Origin of the sequence: Mycobacterium sp. E740 (genome assembly GCF_001672895.1) — a bacterium.
Taxonomy (GTDB): domain Bacteria; phylum Actinomycetota; class Actinomycetes; order Mycobacteriales; family Mycobacteriaceae; genus Mycobacterium.
On record NZ_LZKP01000083.1, the window covers coordinates 46,049 to 67,031 of the forward strand.

18 protein-coding genes are annotated in these 20,983 nt (G+C 68.2%); 6 read left to right on the plus strand and 12 right to left on the minus strand.

Features of this window, described 5'->3' with window-relative positions:
• Nucleotides 1-66 precede the first annotated feature (66 nt).
• Both A5663_RS07700 and ngg read left to right on the plus strand, forming a co-directional pair.
• Nucleotides 67-1,884, plus strand: a complete 1,818-nt coding sequence (locus A5663_RS07700; protein ID WP_068146226.1) for an N-acetylglutaminylglutamine amidotransferase — start codon at nucleotides 67-69, stop codon at nucleotides 1,882-1,884.
• Entirely contained in the window at nucleotides 1,881-3,650 is a 1,770-nt protein-coding gene (gene ngg / locus A5663_RS07705) for an N-acetylglutaminylglutamine synthetase (protein WP_068146228.1), read from the plus strand. The genes A5663_RS07700 and ngg overlap by 4 nt, the downstream gene beginning before the upstream one ends.
• An 86-nt stretch (nucleotides 3,651-3,736) precedes the next feature.
• On the opposite strand, the gene A5663_RS07710 is transcribed toward ngg, so the two are convergent.
• The 6 genes from A5663_RS07710 to A5663_RS07735 all read right to left on the minus strand — a co-directional run bounded on the left by A5663_RS07710 (nucleotide 3,737) and on the right by A5663_RS07735 (nucleotide 9,884).
• On the minus strand, nucleotides 3,737-4,300 hold the full coding sequence (locus A5663_RS07710) for an alpha/beta fold hydrolase (RefSeq protein ID WP_068146232.1): 564 nt from the start codon (nucleotides 4,298-4,300) through the stop codon (nucleotides 3,737-3,739).
• A gap of 62 nt (nucleotides 4,301-4,362) precedes the next feature.
• On the minus strand, nucleotides 4,363-5,019 hold the full coding sequence (locus tag A5663_RS07715; protein WP_068146235.1) for a hypothetical protein: 657 nt from the start codon (nucleotides 5,017-5,019) through the stop codon (nucleotides 4,363-4,365).
• Entirely contained in the window at nucleotides 5,016-6,503 is a 1,488-nt protein-coding gene (locus A5663_RS07720) for a cobyric acid synthase (protein ID WP_197503329.1), read from the minus strand. The genes A5663_RS07715 and A5663_RS07720 overlap by 4 nt, the downstream gene beginning before the upstream one ends.
• 62 nt (nucleotides 6,504-6,565) lie before the next feature.
• A complete protein-coding gene (map, locus tag A5663_RS07725) occupies nucleotides 6,566-7,426 on the minus strand; it encodes a type I methionyl aminopeptidase (protein ID WP_068146239.1) in 861 nt (286 codons plus the stop codon).
• A 19-nt stretch (nucleotides 7,427-7,445) separates the two neighbouring features.
• Entirely contained in the window at nucleotides 7,446-8,033 is a 588-nt protein-coding gene (locus tag A5663_RS07730; RefSeq protein WP_068146243.1) for a DUF1707 domain-containing protein, read from the minus strand.
• 42 nt (nucleotides 8,034-8,075) lie between these two features.
• Nucleotides 8,076-9,884 (minus strand): penicillin-binding transpeptidase domain-containing protein, encoded by a 1,809-nt coding sequence (locus A5663_RS07735; protein ID WP_068146249.1) that lies wholly within the window; start codon nucleotides 9,882-9,884, stop codon nucleotides 8,076-8,078.
• A 158-nt stretch (nucleotides 9,885-10,042) separates the two neighbouring features.
• Between A5663_RS07735 and A5663_RS07740 the strand changes: the two genes are divergently transcribed.
• Nucleotides 10,043-11,305 (plus strand): IS30 family transposase, encoded by a 1,263-nt coding sequence (locus A5663_RS07740; protein ID WP_068146250.1) that lies wholly within the window; start codon nucleotides 10,043-10,045, stop codon nucleotides 11,303-11,305.
• 146 nt (nucleotides 11,306-11,451) lie between these two features.
• On the opposite strand, the gene A5663_RS07745 is transcribed toward A5663_RS07740, so the two are convergent.
• From A5663_RS07745 to dxr, 5 genes are read right to left on the minus strand one after another with little or no spacing between them, the layout of a single operon-like run.
• A complete protein-coding gene (locus A5663_RS07745; RefSeq protein ID WP_068146253.1) occupies nucleotides 11,452-12,111 on the minus strand; it encodes a GNAT family N-acetyltransferase in 660 nt (219 codons plus the stop codon).
• Between the two features lie 35 nt (nucleotides 12,112-12,146).
• Nucleotides 12,147-13,001 (minus strand): GNAT family N-acetyltransferase, encoded by an 855-nt coding sequence (locus tag A5663_RS07750; protein ID WP_068146256.1) that lies wholly within the window; start codon nucleotides 12,999-13,001, stop codon nucleotides 12,147-12,149.
• A 46-nt stretch (nucleotides 13,002-13,047) separates the two neighbouring features.
• Nucleotides 13,048-14,211: a flavodoxin-dependent (E)-4-hydroxy-3-methylbut-2-enyl-diphosphate synthase gene (ispG, locus tag A5663_RS07755; RefSeq protein WP_068146258.1), complete on the minus strand. Its 1,164-nt coding sequence runs from the start codon at nucleotides 14,209-14,211 to the stop codon at nucleotides 13,048-13,050.
• Nucleotides 14,212-14,220: 9 nt separating this feature from the next.
• Nucleotides 14,221-15,444: an RIP metalloprotease gene (locus A5663_RS07760; RefSeq protein WP_068146263.1), complete on the minus strand. Its 1,224-nt coding sequence runs from the start codon at nucleotides 15,442-15,444 to the stop codon at nucleotides 14,221-14,223.
• Nucleotides 15,441-16,637: a 1-deoxy-D-xylulose-5-phosphate reductoisomerase gene (dxr, locus tag A5663_RS07765; RefSeq protein ID WP_068146267.1), complete on the minus strand. Its 1,197-nt coding sequence runs from the start codon at nucleotides 16,635-16,637 to the stop codon at nucleotides 15,441-15,443. Before dxr ends, A5663_RS07760 begins: the two co-directional genes overlap by 4 nt.
• A 157-nt stretch (nucleotides 16,638-16,794) precedes the next feature.
• Here dxr and A5663_RS07770 point away from each other — a divergent pair, with 157 nt between their 5' ends.
• From A5663_RS07770 to A5663_RS07780, 3 genes are all read left to right on the plus strand, one after another.
• Nucleotides 16,795-17,466, plus strand: a complete 672-nt coding sequence (locus A5663_RS07770; protein WP_068146270.1) for a fasciclin domain-containing protein — start codon at nucleotides 16,795-16,797, stop codon at nucleotides 17,464-17,466.
• A gap of 105 nt (nucleotides 17,467-17,571) precedes the next feature.
• Nucleotides 17,572-19,314, plus strand: a complete 1,743-nt coding sequence (locus A5663_RS07775) for a cytochrome c biogenesis protein CcdA (RefSeq protein ID WP_068146273.1) — start codon at nucleotides 17,572-17,574, stop codon at nucleotides 19,312-19,314.
• Nucleotides 19,315-19,415: 101 nt separating this feature from the next.
• Entirely contained in the window at nucleotides 19,416-19,997 is a 582-nt protein-coding gene (locus A5663_RS07780; protein WP_068146330.1) for a fasciclin domain-containing protein, read from the plus strand.
• 81 nt (nucleotides 19,998-20,078) lie between these two features.
• Here the strand turns inward: A5663_RS07780 and A5663_RS07785 are convergent, their stop codons facing one another.
• The gene (locus tag A5663_RS07785) at nucleotides 20,079-20,948 is read right to left on the minus strand and encodes a TIGR03619 family F420-dependent LLM class oxidoreductase (protein ID WP_068146277.1); all 870 of its coding nucleotides are present in this window, start codon (nucleotides 20,946-20,948) and stop codon (nucleotides 20,079-20,081) included.
• Nucleotides 20,949-20,983 lie beyond the last annotated feature (35 nt).

Genomic DNA, 20,983 nt, shown 5'->3' on the forward strand with positions numbered 1-20,983 from the left:
GCTCAGTAGACCCGTGTCACACCCGTCACCCGGTGCGCCATCTTGCACAGGGGTAATGTCCTTGACGTGTGTGGAGCCACCGGTGAGGTGCGCCTCGACGGCCGGGTGCCCGACGTGACAGCTGTGTCGGCCATGGCCGAGGCGATGACGCCTCGGGGCCCCGACTCGGCGGGCGTGTGGTCTCAGGGCCGCGTCGCGCTGGGTCACCGCCGCCTGAAGATCATCGACCTGTCCGAAGCGGGCGGTCAGCCCATGCTCGACTCCGAACTCGGCCTCGCCGTTGCCTGGAACGGCTGCATCTACAACTACAAGCAGCTGCGCCGTGATCTCGGCGAGCACGGCTACCGCTTCTTCTCGCACAGCGACACCGAGGTCCTGCTCAAGGCGTACCACCACTGGGGCGACCGGTTCGTCGACCGCCTGTACGGCATGTTCGCGTTCGCGATCGTCGAACGAGACAGCGGCCGGGTCCTGCTCGGCCGCGACCGGCTCGGCATCAAACCGCTGTATCTCACCCAGACCGCGGAACGCATCCGCTTCGCGTCGTCGCTGCCCGCGTTGCTGGCCGGCGGCGGCAGGGACGGATCGATAGACACCCGCATCGATCCGGTCGCCCTGCACCACTACATGACCTTCCACTCGGTGGTGCCCGCACCGCGCACGGTCCTGCGCGGCGTGACCAAGGTGCCACCGGCGTCGCTCGTGGCCATCGAACCCGACGGCCGGACCACGACCACGGTCTACTGGGAACCCGACTTCACCCGCAGTGCGGACCGGACCGACTGGTCCGAGCGCGACTGGGAGGACGCCGTCCTCGACGCACTGCGCGTGGCCGTCGACCGCCGCCTGGTCGCCGACGTGCCGGTGGGCTGCCTTCTCTCCGGCGGCGTGGACTCCAGCTTGATCGTCGGGCTGCTGGCCGAGGCGGGTCAGCACGGCCTGGCGACGTTCTCCATCGGTTTCGAGTCGGTGGGCGGGGTGGCAGGCGACGAGTTCAAGTACTCCGACATCATCGCCGAGCGCTTCGGCACCGACCACCACCAGATCCGCATCGGGACCGACCGCATGCTGCCCGCGCTCGACGGTGCGATCGGCGCCATGAGCGAGCCGATGGTCAGCCACGACTGCGTGGCCTTCTATCTGCTGAGCCAGGAAGTGGCCAAGCACGTCAAGGTCGTCCAGTCCGGTCAGGGCGCCGACGAGGTGTTCGCCGGCTACCACTGGTATCCCCCGCTGGGCGCACCCGAGGCCGCATCGGTCGACGGTTCGGTGGCCAGCTACCGCAAGGCGTTCTTCGACCGTGACCGCGCCGGGTACGACGCACTCGTCTCGCCGACGTACCAGACCGGTGACGACCCGAGCTTGCGATTCGTCACCGAGAACTTCGCGCGGGCGGGCGCCGAGACGGGCATCGATCGTGCGCTGCGCCTCGACACCACCGTCATGCTCGTCGACGACCCGGTCAAGCGGGTCGACAACATGACGATGGCATGGGGATTGGAGGGCCGGGTTCCGTTCCTGGACCACGAACTCGTCGAGCTCGCCGCGACGTGCCCGCCCGAGCTGAAGATCGCTCACGAGGGCAAAGGCGTGCTGAAACAGGCTGCGCGGCAGGTCATTCCGAGCGAGGTCATCGACCGGCCGAAGGGCTACTTCCCGGTGCCCGCACTCACGCACCTCGAGGGTCCGTATCTGGACATGGTGCGCGACGCGCTGTACGCGCCGGCCGCCAAGGAACGCGACCTGTTCCGGCCCGCGGCGATCGACCGGTTGCTCGCCGACCCGAACGGTCGGCTCACCCCGCTGCGCGGCAACGAGCTGTGGCAACTCGCGTTGCTGGAGCTGTGGTTGCAGCGACACGGGATCACCGGGCCGGCGGCATGACCGCGCTGGACCCTGAGACAGATCACACCGAGGAGATCACCCTCGGCCTGCACCACGCTTCCCCGCAGCACCTCGTCGACGCGATGGCCGACGATGTCGTCATCGAAATGGGCTGGGGGCGGCTCATTTTCGGGCAGACGTTCGCCGATCCCGAGAAGCTCGCCGAAGTGTTGCGGCACGAGGGGCCGGGCCGTCGCGACATCTGCATCTACGCGCGCGAACCCCACGTGCTGGTGTCGATGGCTCCCGCGGAGCTGTTCATCGACCCGAGCCACACCTACCGCCTGAGGTTCACCGAGGACGACGAACCGGACAAGTCACCCACCGGGTTCTCTGTTCGGGATCTGCAGAGCGCCGACGACGCCGACGAGATGAACCGCGTCTACGTGCGGTGCGGGATGGTGCCCGGGCCCGTCGAGGTGCTGTGGCAGAACCACGAGACCCAGGATTCGCTCGATTACCTGGTCGCGGTGCGCGACGACGACGGCACCGTGGTCGGCACGGTCACCGGCGTCGATCACAAACGGCTGTTCTCCGACCCAGAGGACGGCTCGAGCCTGTGGACGTTGGCGGTCGACCCCACCACCAGCCTGCCCGGCGTCGGGGCGGCGCTGACCCGCGCGCTGGCCGCGCTCTACCGCGAACGCGGCCGCGCCTACATGGATCTGTCGGTGAGTCACGACAACGTCGCGGCGATCTCGCTGTACGAGAAGCTCGGCTTCGAACGCGTGCCCGTGATGGCGGTCAAGCGCAAGAACGCGATCAACGAGCCGCTGTTCACCCACCCGCCCGAAACCATCGACGATCTGAACCCGTATGCGCGGATCATCGCCGAGGAGGCGATGCGCCGGGGCATCTGGGTGGAGGTGCTCGACGCGGGCGCCGGCGAGATGCGCCTATCGCACGGCGGCCGCAGCGTGCTCACCCGGGAGTCGTTGTCGGAGTACACCTCGGCGGTGGCGATGGCCCGCTGCGACGACAAGCGGCTCACCCGGCGCCTGGTGTCCGAGAAGGGCATCGCGGTGCCGAAGGGTCGGCTGGCGACCTTCGACGAGAAGGACCATGCCTTCCTCGAGGAGGTCGGCGACGTCGTGGTCAAACCGACCCGCGGGGAGCAGGGCAAGGGCATCACGGTCGGGGTCAGCGGCCCGGACGAGTTGGACGCCGCGCTGGCTCGTGCGCGCGAGGAGCATCCGCACGTGTTGATCGAGCAGCGCGCGCCCGGCGACGACCTGCGCCTGGTGGTGATCGACGGCAAGGTGGTGGCCGCCGCGGTGCGCAGGCCGGCGGAGATCGTCGGCACCGGACATCACACCGTCCGTGAGCTGATCGAGACGCAGAGCCGGCGCCGGGAAGCGGCGACCGGCGGCGAGTCCCGCATTCCGATCGACGCGGTCACCGAGGCGACGGTCCGTGAGGCGGGCTGGTCGTTCGACGACGTGCTGCCCGAGGGGCAGCGGCTGCGTGTGCGCCGGACCGCGAACCTGCATCAGGGCGGCACGATTCACGATGTGACCGCGAAGGTGCACCCGCACCTGTCCGAGGTAGCGGTCCAGGCAGCGCACGCGATCGGCATCCCCGTGACCGGTATCGACCTGCTGGTGCCCGATGTCACCGAGCCGGAGTACGTCTTCATCGAAGCGAACGAGCGGCCGGGGCTGGCCAATCACGAACCACAGCCCACCGCAAAGGCTTTCGTCGATTACCTGTTCCCGGGAAGCCCGGCGCTGCCCCAGGCCTGGACGCCGGAGGAGGCATCTGGCTGAGCGCGCAACGCGCGCGAAGACAGGATGCCGACCATCCAACCCCGAGGCATCTGGCTGAGCGCGCAACGCGCGCGAAGACAGGTGAGCTACCAGGTGCTGGTGCGCATCACGATCTCGGCGGCGAGCTGCGCCGTCGACTCCTGGGCATTGCGCCGGGCGAGCAGGTCCACCATCCGGTAGTCGCCGTACACATACCGCTGACTGGCGCGCGCGATCGCGCGGGCGGCGGGTGTGCTGACCAACGCGGTGGTGTTCATCTCGACGGGCGGGCAATGCTCGTCGCGCACGATGCCGGCGGCGTCGGCGACGCGCGGATGTCCGCGGTCGATGACGACCAACCCGATGAACCGGTCCAGCCGGGTGGCGGCGAGTTCCCACGCCAGTTCCCCACCGATGCGGTCGCCGACCAGCAACGCCCACTTCACGTCGAGCGCGTCGAGGATGGCGACGACGGACTTGGCGGTCAGCCGCGGATCGGGCGGCAGCACGACGGTCCGCAGCGATGCCGTGTGCAGCCGTTGACAGATCGCGCCGTAGGCGGCCGGGGACTGATGCGCCGCGCCGAGCAGCACCACCACCGAGCCCTTGTCAGGACCCGCCACGTCGACGGGCACGCTGATCCCGTCGACGCTGACCGTGGTGGATGGCATTGGGCCACGCTACAGCGGCCGCAGGAGCGCCGCGGTCGTTTCGCGGGGAGTGAACGCCGGGCTCAGGCCGCCGGGATGCGCTGCGCCTGCGCGGCCGCGATGTCCAGAAAGGTCTGGGGCAGCGCGGCTTTGACGGGTACCGACGGATTCGGCACCGGAAAGGCGATGCCGTACACCGCCATGGCGCCGACGTTCTCGAACGAGAAGTAGATGCTGCTGTCCACGCCGGCGAGCCGCATCGTCTGCTCGTAGACGAGTGCGTCTGGACGGGCGCTGTCGATCTTCTTCGTGGTCATGGGGATGCCTGCGGAGAACGGGTCGAAGAACGTCTGGAAGTTCGCGCACCGCTCGGCCGTCGCAGCCAGCTTCTCGAGATCGAGACGCCATGTCAGCACCGTCATCACGATGCGGGCGCCGTCGTAGCCGACGATGTATTCGGCGGCGCTGCCCGGCCCCCGCTCTCCCGATTCGGCGATCACCCGGGTGAGCCCGTCCGAACAGCCCACCGGTCGCGACAGCATGGCCGGTGGGGCACCTCCTGCCGCGCCCTGCCCCGGTTCGCGCTCGACGCGGTCGTACTGCACGCCCCGCGGCAGGTCTGCGGCGGTGAGCACCGCCCGGTCCAGCCTCGCGCCCGGCCATGTCGGGGTGCCGGCGATCTCGTGGGCGCACCCGGTCAGCATCGCCGCGACGAGCACCGCCACGATCGTGCGCCTCATGGGCGCAGCCCGGTCTCGACGACGGGTCTGCCGGGCGCGCCGTCGGACAGCAGGGTGAGCACCGCGTCGATGTCGAGATGGCTGGTCAGCAGGTCGGCCATCAGGTCGAGCTGGGCGTCGCGCCGGGCACCGACATCGACGTCCTCGGCGACGACGAACTCGCTGCGGCCGGCGGCGTCGGCGATCTCGGCCAGCCACGCGCGCCGGACGGCGTCATTGTCGAGCACGCCGTGCCAGTGGGTGCCGTACACGACCCCGCGCCGCAGGCCGATGCCGAGCCAGTCCTCCTCCGTCGAGCGGCTGACCTGACCGTGATGAATCTCGTAGCCCGACAACGGATCTTCGTGGCGGCGTAACGTCTTGGCTGCGGCGAAGAAGATGTCGGCGTCCAGCAGGTTCAAGCCCGGCACTGTTCCGGCGCGCGACTCCACCGCATCGTCGATGTGCGAGCACAGCATCTGAAACCCGCCGCATATTCCGAGCACCGGTCGGCCGCGAGCGGCGTGGGCGGTCAGCGCGTCGGCCAGCCCGCTGCGACGCAGCCAGTCCAGGTCGGCCACGGTGGCCTTGCTTCCTGGCAGCAGTACGACGTCGACGTCGGCGAGTTCGGCGGGGTCCACCACCCAGCGCACCAGCACGCCCGGTTCGCACGCCAGGGCCTCGACGTCGGTCGAGTTGGAGATGCGGGGCAGCCGAATTGCCGCCACCCGCAACCACTCCCGGCCGCGCGGCGCCTGCGGTTCTCCGACGACACGATGTGCCATTACCGACACCGAGTCTTCGGTATCGAGCCACAATCCCTCGGTGTACGGGATGACGCCGTAAGTCGGCCGTCCCGACAGCTTCTCCAGTTGCGCCAGCCCCGGGGCGAGCAGAGCCGGGTCGCCCCGGAACTTGTTGACGACGAACCCCGCGATCAGCCGTTGATCGTCGGGCTCCAGCACCGCGACCGTGCCGAAGAAGTGGGCGAGCAACCCGCCGCGGTCGATGTCACCGACGACGATCACCGGAAGCCCCGCAGTCTGCGCCAGGCCCATGTTTGCCAGATCGGTTGCGCGCAAGTTGATCTCGGCAGGCGAACCGGCGCCTTCGCAGATGACGACGTCGAACTCGGTACGAAGTCGCGTCAGCTCGTCGCGTACCACCGCCGCCAGGCGGTCCCGGTGGGTGATGTAGTCGCGGGCGCTGACAGTGTCGGCGACCTGCCCGCGCACCACCAGTTGGGAGGTGCGGTCGCTGCCGGGTTTGAGCAGGATCGGATTGAACCGCGTGTGCGGGGAAAGACCCGCTGCGCGCGCCTGCTTCGCCTGCGCGCGGCCGATCTCGCCACCGTCGACGGTCACCGCGGAGTTGTTGGACATGTTCTGCGCCTTGAACGGTGCGACGCGAATACCCTTGCGTGCCAACAGCCGGCACAGCCCGGCCACCACCATCGACTTGCCGGCGTCCGACGTCGTGCCGGCGACGAGCAGCGCACCGCCCACCGATTGTGAAACCGGCGACGGAAAATGGCGCCCCGGCGTCGTCAGATTCACAATCGAGCGCCCTAGCCGGTGAGGGTCAGGATCTCGGCGCCGTCGTCGGTGACCACCAGCGTGTGCTCGAACTGCGCGGTCCACTTCTTGTCGACGGTGGCGACGGTCCAGCCGTCGTCCCAGATCTCGTAGTCCAAGCCGCCGAGGTTGATCATCGGCTCGATGGTGAACGTCATGCCCGGTTCCAGCACGGTGTTCACCGCGGGCTGGTCGTAGTGCAGCACCACCAGACCATTGTGGAAGGTGGTGCCGATGCCGTGGCCGGTGAAGTCACGAACGACGTTGTAGCCGAATCGGTTTGCGTAAGCCTCGATGACCCGGCCGACAACGGACAACTGTCGGCCCGGTTTGACGGCCTTGATCGCGCGCATCGTCGCTTCATGCGTGCGCTCGACGAGGAGTCGGTGTTCTTCGGACACGTCGCCGGCCAGGAACGTCGCATTGGTGTCGCCGTGCACGCCGTCGATGTACGCGGTCACGTCGATGTTGACGATGTCGCCGTCCTCGACCACCGTGTCGTCGGGGATACCGTGGCAGATGATCTCGTTCAGCGAGGTGCAGCAGGACTTCGGATAGCCCTTGTAGCCCAGCGTCGATGGATAGGCGCCGTGATCGACCATGTACTCGTGCGCGATGCGGTCCAGCTTGTCAGTCGTCACGCCGGGCTCGACCGCCTTGCCGGCCTCGGCCAGCGCACCCGCCGCGATCCGTCCCGCCACCCGCATCTTCTCGATCACCTCGGGCGTCTGCACCCAGGGCTCGCTGCCCTCGCGCGCGGTCGACTTGCCTGCGTATTCGGGGCGGGCGATCGAGTTGGGCACCGGCAACGTCGGCGACACCACGCCGGGGCGAAGGGCGGTACGAACGGGCATGTCACCAGGGTAGTCGAGGCTACCGGCGGTCGAACGGGCTGAACCGCCAAGACCTGCGCGGCCCGCGGATGTCCACCGAGCCGCAGACCACCTTGCCGGTCAGGATGACGTGCGGCGTGCCCTCGGCCGGTGCGTCCCGCCGATGGTCGTGTGCGCTGCCCACGTTGACCTCCACATCGTCGATGGAGGCGCTGGCGCCGTCCGGCAGTCGCAGTTCGAGCCCGCCGAACATCAGGTCGAGTTCGATGACGATCATCGGACCCGCGAATCGCGCCCTGGTCAGGTCGAGATCCACCGAACCCATCCGACGGCGCAGGGAGAGCCGGCTCGGCACCGTCCATTCGCCCTGTCGCTTGAGTGAACCGAGCACACCGCGCAACTCCACCCGGTCGGCGGCCGACGTGACGATCGCCCCCGGGCCGGGCAGATCGCCGACGAGCGCGTCGAGTTCGGAGTGCTGCCGGGCCAAGGCCACAGCGGCCGAGCGCTCCTCGAACTCCTCGATGTCGATCAGGCCGAGAGCGACGGCATTGTGCAGCCGCCGCAGCGTGCCGTTGCGGTCGGCGTCTGAGACGCGCATGGCGTCGTGGTTGTCGATACCCGTCATAGCCTTCTCATGGCCTTCTCATGCCTTCGGCAACCAGGCTACTCAGGCCAGATAGTCCGGCGGCAACCCGTCGAGCATCCCTTTGAGCATCCGCACCGCGTACTCCGAGGACCCGCCGCCGACGATCAGCGCGGCGAACGCCATGTCGCCGCGGTAGCCGGCGAACCAGGAGTGCGAACCGCCCGCGAACTCAGCTTCGCCGGTCTTGCCCCGCACGTCGCCCGCCCCCTGCAGGTCCTTCGCCGTGCCGTTGGTCACCACCAGTCGCATCATCGGCCGCAGCCCGTCGAGCATCTTCGGGCTGATCGGCTCCGGCGTACCGTCGACCACTGTCTGCTTGCCCTGAATCAATTGCGGCACAGGTGTTTTCCCAGCGGCGACAGTCGCCGCGGCCATGGCCATCCCGAAGGGGCTGGCAAGCACCTTGCCCTGGCCGAAGCCGTCTTCGGTGCGCTCGGCGAGGTCCACCGTCGGCGGGACGGAACCCGTCACGGTCGTCAGCCCCTCGATCTGGTAGTCCGTGCCGATGCCGTACTTCGCCGCGGCTTTCGTCAGCCCGCGCGGCGGCATCCGGCTGGCCAATTCGGCGAACGTGGTGTTGCACGAGCTGGCGAACGCCCGCGACATCGGCACGGTGCCCAGGTCGAAGCCGCCGTAGTTCGGCACCGTCCGATGGCCGATGTCCATGGATCCAGGACACGGAAGCAGCGTGTTCGGGGTGGCCATGTCGCGTTCGATAGCCGCACCGGCGGTCACCATCTTGAAGGTCGACCCCGGCGGGTACAGGCCTTTGGTCGCGATGAGCCCTTCGGCGTCGGCCGACGCGTTCTGCGCGACGGCGAGGATCTCCCCCGTCGACGGTTTGATCACCACGATCATCGCCTTCTTGCCGGTGAAGTTCACGGCGTTCTGCGCGGCGTCCTGCACCGCGCGGTCGAGGCTGATCGTGACGGCGGGCGCCGGCGCACCGGGCACCTCGTTGAGCACGTCGACGTCGACACCGTTCTGGTTGACGATGACCACCCGCCAGCCCGCCTGACCGCTGAGTTGGTCGACCACCGACTTCTTGACCTCGTTGACGATCGCCGGGGCGAAAGTCTCGTCGGTGGGCAACATTTCGGCCTGCGGCGTGATGACCACACCCGGCTGGGCACCGATCGCTGCGGCGACCCGGTCGTTGTCGGATGGACGCAGCGTGATCAGGTTCAACGGCTGCTTGGCGGAGCTGGCCTGCTCGGCGAGGCGCTGCGGGTCCAGCGTGTTGTCGAACGGCCGCAAGGCGTCAACGACCGCGCGCGCGGTCGGCATCAGCGCCTCACCGGCGGCGCGCGCGTCCAGCGAGTAGTTGTACAGATAGCCGGGCACCAGCACCTCGGAGCCCCCGCGCTCGATGACCGATGCCCGCGGCGGCGCGTCCGCCCGCAGCGCGAACGTCTGGTTCTCGCCGAGCCTCGGATGCAGTCCGGTCGCGGTCCACCGCACCTGCCAGCGGCCTTCCTCGCGAATCATGTTCAGCTGGCCGTCGTAGGTCCAGGTGCGGTCCTTGGGCAGATGCCAGGTGTAGCGGTAGGTGATGCTGCCGGTGTCCTCGGCGTACTTCGAGCCGAGAATCTGCGTGTCGAGGTGCGTGGCCTGCAGGCCCGCCCAGGCGTCGTTCAGCGCTTCGCGTGCCTCGACGGGCCGGTCGCTGAGCTCGGCGGCCCGCGCGGTGTCACCGGTAGCCAGCGCTGCGAAGAACTTCTCGGCGGTCGGTTCGGGCCCGGCGGGCTTCGGCGTGCACGCGCTACCGAGCGCGACGACGACCGCCGCGGCTGTCACCAGAACTGCTACCCGTGATGCTGTAGTTGCCATTGGGGCAGATGTTACGAACTCGAGACCTCAACGTCGCGCAGACGCACCGTTCGGCGCGCGAACTAATCACATCTGTCACATCGACCAACGTTTTGCAGCGAAAAGTCGACTTGAGTTCAAGGGGTGGTTGCAACACTTCGTGATTGGAAGTGTTGAGGATGGGTCGTGCGGCTGAGTTGGTGTCGGTGCAGCGTCGGTTCTGGGAGCTGATTGCTGCGGGGGTTTCTTCGGAGGATGCTGGGGTCGCTGTCGGCGTGGTGGGTACCACCGGGTGGCGATGGTTCGCCAGGTTTGGTGGTGTGAATCCACGTCTTGAGAGTGCTCGGGGGTGTCGGCGGCCGCGATTGAGTCACGCTGAGCGTGAGGAGATCATGGTCGGCATCGCTGCTGGTGAGTCGATTCGGTCGATGGCTCGTCGGCTAGGGCGCGCTGCGTCGACGATCCTTCGGGAGATCAATAAGAACAGCGGAGCTGAGCCGGCCCATTCGGGCAGGTATCGGGCCAGGCACCGGTTCGGGGCCCCGTATCGTCGTCACCCCAGGAGCGTGTCGTACTCGGCGCGGCTGGCTCAACAGCGCAGTGAGGCCCGGGCGCGCCGACCCAAGGCGACCAAATTGAGCCGCTGTGTCGAGCTGCGCGAGCAGGTGCAAGCGTTGTTGATCAAGCGCTACAGCCCGGCTCAGATCGCCGGGGTGCTGGCGCTGACGTACCCCGACCGCCCGGAGATGCAGATGTCGCATGAAACTCTCTACAAAGAGCTCTACGTGCAAGGACGCGGCGAGTTACGCCGTGAGCTGACCCGCTGCCTGCGCACCCGACGGACCTTGCGTAAACCGCGCAAACGCACCGGCGCGGCCCCGGCCCGCGGTCGCATGGTGGGCATGGTCAACATCAGCGAGCGTCCCGCTGAGGCCGACGATCGTGCCGTGCCGGGGCACTGGGAGGGCGATCTGATCATCGGTGCGAATCAGGGATCTCAGATCGGCACCCTGGTCGAACGCTCGACCGGTTACGTGCGGCTGCTGCACCTGCCCACCTCACGCACCGCCGATGTCGTCGCCGATGCCATGATCGCCGCCATCAGGGAACTACCGTCCACACTGCGGCGCACGGTGACCTGGGACCAGGGCCACGAAATGGCGCAACACGCCCGTATCAGCGTCGACGCCGGAATCGAAATCTACTTTTGTGACCCCCATTCACCGTGGCAACGGGGCAGCAACGAGAACACCAACGGCCTTCTGCGCCAATATTTCCCGAAGGGCACCGACCTATCCGTGCACTCCGCCGAATACCTCGCCTACGTCGCCGACGAACTCAACGGACGACCCCGAAAACGCTTCGGCTGGGACAACCCCACCAACCGACTCAACCAACTACTGTCAGCCGCAGCAGAAACCACTGTTGCAACCAAACCTTGAATCCACCCGAGAAGGGGTCTGCGGAATGTCGATCGGTGTGACGCCGGTGGTCGATCGGTGTGACGCCGGTGGTCGATCGGTGTGACGCCGGGGGCCGATCGGTGTGACGCCGGTGGTCGATCGGTGTGACGCCGGGGGCCGAGGCGTTACGAGCCGGCGGCAGGCGCCCGAACCACCAACGGCACCGCCGGGAAGTACGCGGCCATCTCCGAGCGCGACTTGCGCAACGCGGCCGTGCCGTACCCCTGCTTGCGGTAGTCCGGGTGAATCCAGATCCGCACATTCACCTCGCCGGCGACCAGGTCGCCGAAGACCATGCCCACCTTCTCGGCGCCCTGCATCGCCACCAGCCAGGCGGCCTCCTCGGCGTCGACGCGTCGCAGCCCGGCGCGGATCTCGTCGTCGAGGTCGCCCGCCGGCGCCCGTGAACCGTCGCCCGCTTCGCGCACGTCCTGGGTGCGCGCGGCGAAGATGTCGCGGTCGGCCTCGGCGAGGAACGGTCGGAGCAGCATGCTGTCGGCCGTGGGCACCGGCTCGCCCATGGTGAAGCTCAGCTGGTTGTTGAGGTCTTCGAGTTCGGCGGCGATGCGCCGCCGCGACACCTTGGTCAGCCGGTCGAACGACAACCGCAGCACCGCTTCAGCCGCCATCTCCGACGAGCCGAGCATGCCCGCGATCGCCTCGATGGCCGCGTCGTAGTCCTCGGAATCGACGATGACATCGAGCAGTTCGTGTCGTCGCTCGAGTGCGCGCACCATCGTGTCGGCGATCTCTCTGCGCGTGATTGTGCGGTCGTCGTCAGCCATGACGTGAGCGTAGGTCAGGGACGCCGTCAGAACTGTCAGTCGAGCAGAACGGTTGCGAACGTTCCCACCTGTTGGAAGCCGACGCGGTCGTAGGTGGCCCGGGCGACGGTGTTGAAATCGTTGACGTACAGGCTCGCGGTGCGGCCCGACCGCACCACGGCCGACGCCAGCGTCGCGGTACCCGCCGTGCCCAGGCCGTGTCCGCGCCAGTCGGGATGAACCCACACTCCCTGGATCTGGCCGACGGTCGGCGACTGTGAGCCGACCTCTGCTTTGAACACCACTTCGCCGCGCTCGAAGCGTGCCCAGGCGCGACCCGCCGCGATCAGCCCGGCGACCCGGCGCCGGTAACCGCGACCGCCGTCGCCGAGCCGCGGGTCGATGCCGACCTCGCCGATGAACATGTCGATCGAGGCGACGAGGTAGGCGTCGAGTTCGTCGGCCCTGACCTGGCGCACACCGGGATCGACCGCGCACCGCGGCGGCGTGCTCAGCGCCATCAACGGCTGCTGCTCGCGCACGTCGCGGGCGGCGCCCCAGGCCCGCTCGAGCCGGCGCCACATCGGCAGCACCAGCTCGGCCCGCCCGACCAGCGACGAGCAGCGCCGCGCGGTGCTCATCGCCTTCTCGGCGAACGCGGTCAGGTCAATCGCCGCACCGCGCAACGGAATCAGGTTCGCGCCGGCGTAACACAGCGATTCGGTGGGCCGGCGTCGCGTCCAGAGCTCACCGCCGATCGCCGACGGCTCCGCGCCGTGTTCTGCGACCCGGCACGCGACCATGCAGGAGCCGACCGGATCCTCGTCGAGGACCCGCATCACCGCTCCGACGTCGCGCACCACGGACACCCGTCGTTCGTCGACGTGACGAAACAGCGGCGGAGCCGACATGGGAACTCTTTCTAACCGACGCCGAGAGCAGTGTGCGGAATCACTCTCAGCTTACGGTCACGACCGGCGAACCGTTCGCATCTTCTTGGCCCATTTCGCCGGCCAGCCGCATCGCCTCTTCGATCAACGTCTCGACGATCTGCGCCTCGGGCACCGTCTTGATCACTTCACCCTTGACGAAGATCTGGCCCTTGCCGTTGCCGGACGCCACACCGAGATCGGCTTCCCGGGCTTCACCCGGACCGTTGACGACGCAACCCATCACCGCGACGCGCAGCGGAACCTCCATGCCCTCCAGTCCGGCACTGACTTCGTTGGCCAGCGTGTAGACGTCGACCTGCGCGCGGCCGCAGGACGGGCAGGACACGATCTCCAGCGACCGGGGCCGCAGGTTCAGTGACTCGAGGATCTGGTTGCCGACCTTGACCTCTTCGGCCGGCGGCGCGGACAGCGACACCCGGATGGTGTCGCCGATGCCCTTCGACAGCAGCGCCCCGAACGCGACAGCGGACTTGATCGTCCCCTGGAAGGCGGGACCCGCCTCGGTGACGCCGAGGTGCAGCGGATAGTCGCACTGCGCCGCGAGTTGTTCGTAGGCCGCGACCATCACCACGGGATCGTTGTGCTTGACGCTGATCTTGATGTCGCCGAAGCCGTGCTCCTCGAACAGCGAGGCCTCCCACAGCGCGGACTCGACCAGCGCCTCGGGGGTGGCCTTGCCGTACTTCTGCATGAACCGCTTGTCCAGCGATCCGGCGTTGACGCCGATGCGGATCGGGATGCCCGCGGCGCCGGCGGCCTTGGCGACCTCACCGACGCGGCCGTCGAATTCCTTGATGTTGCCGGGGTTGACGCGCACGGCGGCGCACCCCGCGTCAATCGCGGCGAAGATGTACTTCGGCTGGAAGTGGATGTCGGCGATCACCGGGATCTGGCTGTGCCGGGCGATCTCGGCCAGCGCGTCGGCGTCCTCCTGGCGCGGGCACGCCACCCGCACGATGTCGCAGCCGGACGCGGTCAACTCGGCGATCTGCTGCAGCGTGCTGTTGACGTCGTGGGTCTTGGTGGTGCACATCGACTGCACCGCGATGGGGTGGTCGCTGCCGATGCCGACATTGCCGACCATCAACTGGCGGGTCTTGCGGCGGGGCGCCAGGACCGGCGCGGGAGGCGCCGGCATTCCCAGCCCTATCTGTTGGCCGGTGGCCATCTGTCTCTCCTACTGGAAGATTCGGATCGGGTTGACGAAGTCGGCGGTGACGGTCAACAGCATGTAGCCGGTCACGAGGACCAGGATCACGTACGTGGCGGGCATCAGCTTGAGGTAGTTGACAGGGCCCGCGGCCACCATGCCGCGCGCCGAGCGGATCATGTTGCGGACCTTCTCGTAGCACGCGATCGCGATGTGGCCGCCGTCGAAAGGCAGCAGCGGCACCAGGTTGATCGCGCCGAGCACGAAGTTCAGCTGGGCCAGGAAGAACCAGAACGCCACCCAGAGCCCCTGGTCGACCGCGTCGCCGCCGATGATGCTGGCACCGACCACGCTGATCGGGGTCTCGGGGTCGCGCTCGCCTCCCCCGATCGAGCGCACCAGCGCACCCATCTTGGTGGGGAGCTTGGCCAGCGACTTGCCGATCTCCACGGCGAGGTCCCCGGTGAACGCGAACGTCGCCGGCGCCGCCGACAGCGCGTTGTACTGCGTGGGCCCGAACTGCGCCGCGGTGATGCCCACGGTGCCGACCGGCGCCGGTTCGGCGGTGTCGCCCTTGGCGACCCAGCGCTGGGCGGGAACGACGTCGACGACCGTGGTGAACTCGTCGTCGCCGCGCTGCACGGTGAACGGGGTCGGGCCGTCGAGCCGGCGGACGGCGGTGACCATCTCCTCGAAGGTGGCCACCGGTGCGTCGCCCACCTTGACCACGGTGTCGCCGGGCTCGATACCCGCCGCGGCTGCCGGCGAAGGTGCGAGGCAGTCGCCGAGCTGGCCCTTGCTGACTTCGGCTTTCACACAGGACGTCTCGCCGACGACCGCTGTGGTCGGCGCGTGCAGGTTGGGCAATCCCCAGACGACCGCGATGCCGTAGATCAGCACCAGGCCGATGACGAAGTTCATGCCGGGACCGGCGGCCAGCACCGCGGTCCGCTTCCAGGTCTTCTGCTTGTACATCGCGCGCTCGCGCTCTTCGGGGGCGAGTTCCTCGACCGCGGTCATGCCCGCGATGTCGCAGAAGCCGCCGAGCGGTATCGCCTTGACGCCGTACTCGGTCCGGTCGCCGAGCTTGTTGGTGCGCCACGTGGACCACAGGGTTGGCCCGAAGCCGACGAAGTAGCGGCGCACCTTCATGCCGGTGGCCCGCGCGGCCCACATGTGGCCGCATTCGTGCAGGGCCACCGAGACCAGGATGGCCAGCGCGAACAACGCGACACCGATGAACCACATCATTTCGTGGTGATTACCTCCCGCTCGACCGCACGCGAGGCGCGGTCACGCGCCCACTGCTGGGCGTCAAGTACGTCATCCACGGTAGCTGGTTGCGCGGCCCACTGGTCGGCAGCGCGCAGCACCTCGGCGACGGTGCGCACGATCGCCGGGAACCGGATGCGCCCGTCGAGGAACGCCGCTGCGGCCTCCTCGTTGGCTGCGTTGTAGACGGCGGTCATGCAGCCGCCCGTCTCGCCCGCCCGGCGGGCCAGCGCCACCGCCGGGAACACGTCGTCGTCGAGCGGTTCGAAGTCCCAGGTGGAAGCGGTGGAGAAATCACAGGAGAGCGCGGCCGCGGGAACCCGTTGCGGCCAGCCCAGCGCCAGCGCGATCGGCAGCCGCATATCCGGTGGGCTGGCCTGCGCCAGCGTCGAACCGTCGGTGAACGTGACCATCGAGTGCACGATCGACTGCGGGTGCACGACGACCTCGATGCGGTCGTAGGGCACCCCGAACAGCAGGTGGGTCTCGATCAGCTCGAGCCCCTTGTTGACCAGTGACGCCGAGTTCAGGGTATTCATCGGCCCCATCGACCAGGTGGGATGGGCGCCGGCCTGTTCGGGGGTGACCGACTCCAGCTGCTCTGCGGTCCAACCGCGGAACGGGCCGCCGGACGCGGTCAGCACGATCTTGGCGACCTCGTCGGCGGCGCCTCCCCGCAGGCACTGCGCCATCGCGGAGTGTTCGGAATCGACGGGCACGATCTGGCCCGGCTGGGCCGCTTTGAGCACCAGCGGACCGCCGGCGACGAGCGACTCCTTGTTGGCCAGCGCGAGGCGCGCACCGGTCGCCAGCGCGGCGAGCGTCGGCTTGAGTCCCAGGGCGCCGACGAGCGCGTTGAGCACGACGTCGGCCTCGGTGTTCTCGACCAGTTGAGTGACGGCGTCCGGGCCGGAGTAGGTGACGTCCCCGACGCGAGCGGCGGCGCGTTCGTCGGCGACGGCGAGGTTGGTCACCCCGGTGGCGGCGCGCTGCCGGGCCAGCAGCCCGGGGTTGCCGCCGCCGGCCGCCAAGCCGACGACCTCGAAGCGGTCGGGGTTGGCACCGATGACCTCCAGCGCCTGCGTTCCGATCGATCCGGTGCTGCCCAGGATCAACACGCGGCGCCGGGCTGACCCCCCGTCGCTGCGGTCGGGGCAGGCGGAAACACTCACCGAACCATTGTGCCGCCTGGCACCGCGCGCTCTCGGCCGCGCTGCATGTGTGACGCGAATGTGACGCGTTTCATCCGCGCGGGCCCGCGTTCCGAATCCCCGATGTCACAGCAGACGGGGCGGGCACCGGCCCGCCGACGAAAGGGATGAGGAAGCGATGAACACAGTTCACCGGAAGGCAGTTGCAGCGGCGGGCCTCGCCGCGGTGGCCATGTTCGGTGGGGCGGCATGTTCCAACGGCGATTCGAACGATGCATCGGCGTCCAGCACGTCGGCTGCCACCAGCACCACGTCCGCCGCGCCGGCCACGTCCGCGATGGCCGATCCGGCCGCCAACCTCGTCGGGTCCGGCTGCGCCGCCTACGCCGAACAGGTGCCCAGCGGGCCCGGCTCGGTGGCCGGTATGGCGCAGGACCCGGTAGCCGTTGCGGCGTCGAACAATCCGATGCTCAAGACGCTGACCCAGGCGCTGTCCGGAAAGCTCAACCCCCAGGTGAACCTGGTCGACACGCTCAACAGCGGCCAGTTCACGGTCTTCGCCCCGACCGACGATGCGTTCGCCAAGATCGACCCGGCCACGATCGAGAAGCTCAAGACCGACGCACCGCTGCTCAAGAGCATCCTGACCTACCACGTGGTCCCCGGCCAGGCCACTCCGGCGCAGGTGGCCGGAAGCCACAAGACGGTGCAGGGCGCCGACGTCAAGGTCACCGGCCAGGGCGCTGACCTCAAGGTCAACGACGCCGGACTGGTCTGCGGCGGCGTGAAGACCGCCAACGCGACCGTGTACATGATCGACACGGTGCTGATGCCCCCGGCCGGCTCCTAACCGCCCGGCAAGGCCCCCCGACCGGCGAGCTGACGCGCAATCACCTCCACAACCGATTTCGCGTCAGCTCGCCCATCGGCATAGTCGTACTTTCCAAGGACCGCCATGTTCGAGCTCATCCTCATCGGCTTCCTCGGCGGACTGATCACCGGCATCTCGCCGTGCATCCTGCCGGTGCTGCCGGTGATCTTCTTCTCCGGAACCCAAGGCGCCCGGCGCGATTCGGCCACCGCGGCCGGAGCGGTAGCAGTCGCCGAGAAGAAGCCGTCGCTGGTGGAGTCGCTGCGGCCCTATCTGGTCATCGCCGGGCTGGTGACGAGCTTCTCGGTGGTGACGCTGATCGGCTCGACGGCGCTGTCGCTGCTTAAGCTGCCGCAGGACACCATCCGATCGGTCGCGCTGGTCGCGCTGGTGGTGATCGGAATGGGGTTGATCTTCCCGAGATTCGAAGCGCTGCTGAAGAAGCCGTTCGCCAGGCTGCCGCAGCGACAGTTCGGTTCCGGCCGAAGCGGTTTCGGGTTGGGACTGGCGCTCGGAGTGCTGTACGTGCCGTGCGCGGGGCCGGTGCTGGCGGCCATCGTCGTCGCCGGCGCCACCGGTTCCGTGGGCGTCGAGACCATAGCGCTGACCCTGGCTTTCGCGTGCGGTGCGGCACTGCCGTTGCTGTTCTTCGCCCTCGCCGGCCGCCGGGTGGCGGAGCGGCTCGCCGCATTCCGCAAGCGGCAACGGGCGATTCGCATCATCGCCGGCGTGGTCACGATCCTGCTGGCGGTGGCCTTGGCAGTCAACCTGCCCGCGGCGCTGCAGCGCGCGATACCGGACTACACGACCGGGCTTCAGGAAGCGGTCGGCGGTGACGAGCAGGTCCGCGAGAAGCTGAATCTCGGCGGCCTGGTCAACGACCAGAACCGTCAGCTGTCGAACTGCACGAACGGCGCGCCGGTTCTCGAGAGTTGCGGTCCTGCACCGGACATCAAGAACATCGCCGCTTGGCTCAACACTCCCGACGGCACCGGGGTGGATCTGAAGGCGTTGCGCGGCAAGGTGGTTCTCGTAGATTTCTGGGCTTACTCCTGCATCAACTGCCAGCGCGCGATCCCCCACATCGTGAAGTGGTACGACGCCTACCAGGGTTCCGGGTTGGAGGTCATCGGTGTGCACACGCCCGAGTACGCCTTCGAGCGCGTCCAGTCCAATGTCGCTGCCGGGGCGAGGGAGCTGGGTATCACCTATCCGGTCGCGCTGGACAACAGCTACTCGACGTGGACGAACTACCGCAACCGCTACTGGCCGGCCAAGTATCTGATCGACGCGACCGGCACGGTGCGACACATCAAGTTCGGCGAGGGCGACTACCAGACCACGGAGCGGCTCATCCGCGAGCTGCTCACCGACGCCGATCCGGCGACATCGCTGCCACCGCCCGTCGAATCGACGGACGCCACCCCGGGCCAGAACACGACGCCGGAGACGTATCTGAGCGTCGGCAAAGTGGTCAACTACGGCGGCGGCGGACCGTACGACCAGGGCACGGCCGAGTTCCGTTACCCACCAAAGCTTTCCGACGATCGCTTTGCCCTGCGCGGCCAGTGGACCCTCGATTATCAGGGCGCCACCGCCAGCGGGACCGACAGCGGGATCGCACTGAACTACCACGCGAAGGACGTCTATGTCGTCGCAGGCGGTGAGGGCGCGATCACCGTTCGCCGCAACGGTGAGACGGACACGATCGCCATCAGCGGCCCGCCGACACTGCACCAGATCGTCGACGGCGACACGGTACAGCGCGGAACCCTCGACGTCACAGTCGGCAACGGGTTGCAGGTCTACTCCTTCACCTACGGCTAGTACCGAATCGATACCCATCCGAAACGGATTCGGCACCGAATAACCAACGCAACGCCAAAGTCGGCGGCACAAGCCGTCGTATGACGAAGGGAGTGCAGTCGATGAACGTCAAGAAGAGAGCAGCCGGAGTCGGTTTCGCCGCGGTCACCGCGGTCGGACTGTCGCTGGGCACCGCGACGATGGCCTCGGCCGAACTCGTGGGGCCCGGCTGCCAGGCCTACGCGCAGCAGGTGCCGACCGGTCCGGGTTCGGTGATGGGCATGGCGCAGGACCCCGTCGCGGTCGCCGCGTCGAACAACCCGATGCTCACCACACTGACCAAAGCCGTTTCCGGCCAACTCAATCCGCAGGTGAACCTCGTCGACACGCTCAACTCAGGCCAATTCACCGTGTTCGCCCCCACCGACGACGCGTTCGCCAAGATCGACCCGGCCACCATCGAGAAGCTCAAGACCGATGCGCCGCTGCTCAAGAGCATCCTGACCTACCACGTGGTCCCCGGCCAGGCTGCCCCCGCGCAGGTCGTCGGCACCCACAAGACGGTGCAGGGCGCCGACGTCAACGTCACCCGCCAGGGCGCCGACCTCAAGGTCAACGACGCCTCCGTGGTCTGCGGCGGAGTGCAGACCGCCAACGCGACCGTGTACATGATCGACACGGTGCTCATGCCGCCGACGAACTGACCGGCGGCCCGACAGAAGCTGGAGGACAGCCCGCTACCCCCCGACGGCGGGCTGTCCTCCCTTTCGCGCCCTACCGGCGGCTCATGACCGCACCTTGGCGATGATCGTCTCGGCGAACCGCTCGATCGGTTCGCGGTAGGCCTCGACGTCGGCGGCGCCGTCGGTTCCCGCCCACGGACGGCACATCACCGCGGTGATGCCGACATCCTCGGCGCGCTTGAACAGATCGGCACTCGGTGGTTCGAGCAACGCCAGCATGATGTCGAAATGCTCACGCTCGCGGCCGTATTCGCGACGCAGGACGTTGAGCTTCTCGACGTAGCGCACCGCGTCGTCCCACGCGTAGGCGTATCCGACCCATCCGTCGCACAACCGAGCCGCGCGCCGCAGCGCCGCATCCGACTCGCCGCCGCACAGGATCGGCACCGGCGCGGCCGGGTGCGGCTCGATCGTCATCTCCGGCACCCGGTAGTGCGTCCCGCTCCACGACACCCAGCCGCCCTGCCACAGCGCGCGCAGCGCCTCGATCATCTCGTCGAGCCGGCTGCCGCGGGTGGTGAAGTCCTGGCCCATCAGCTCGTACTCTTCGCGCATCCAGCCGACGCCGACGCCCAGCGAAACCCTGCCGCCTGACAGCACCGAGGCGGTCGCGACCACCTTGGCGACCTCGACCAGCGGGCGCGCCGGCGCGATGTACACCGCGTTGGAGAACCGCAGCCGGCTCGTCACGGCGGCCATCGCGCCGATCAGCACCCAGGAATCGGGCCACGGCGTCTCGGGCGGCCAGCCGGGCTTACCGGTCGGTGAGTCGGGGTACGGCGAGCTGAGTTCCCGCGGATAGACCATGTGGTCGGCGCTGATCACCCCGTCGTAGCCGGCCTCGTCGAGCATCCGCGCGACGGGAAGGATTTCTGACGTTTTCATGAACGGGGTGCCCGACCAGAATTGCATCCTGTTTCTCTACCGTGGATTCGGGGCAGCATCAA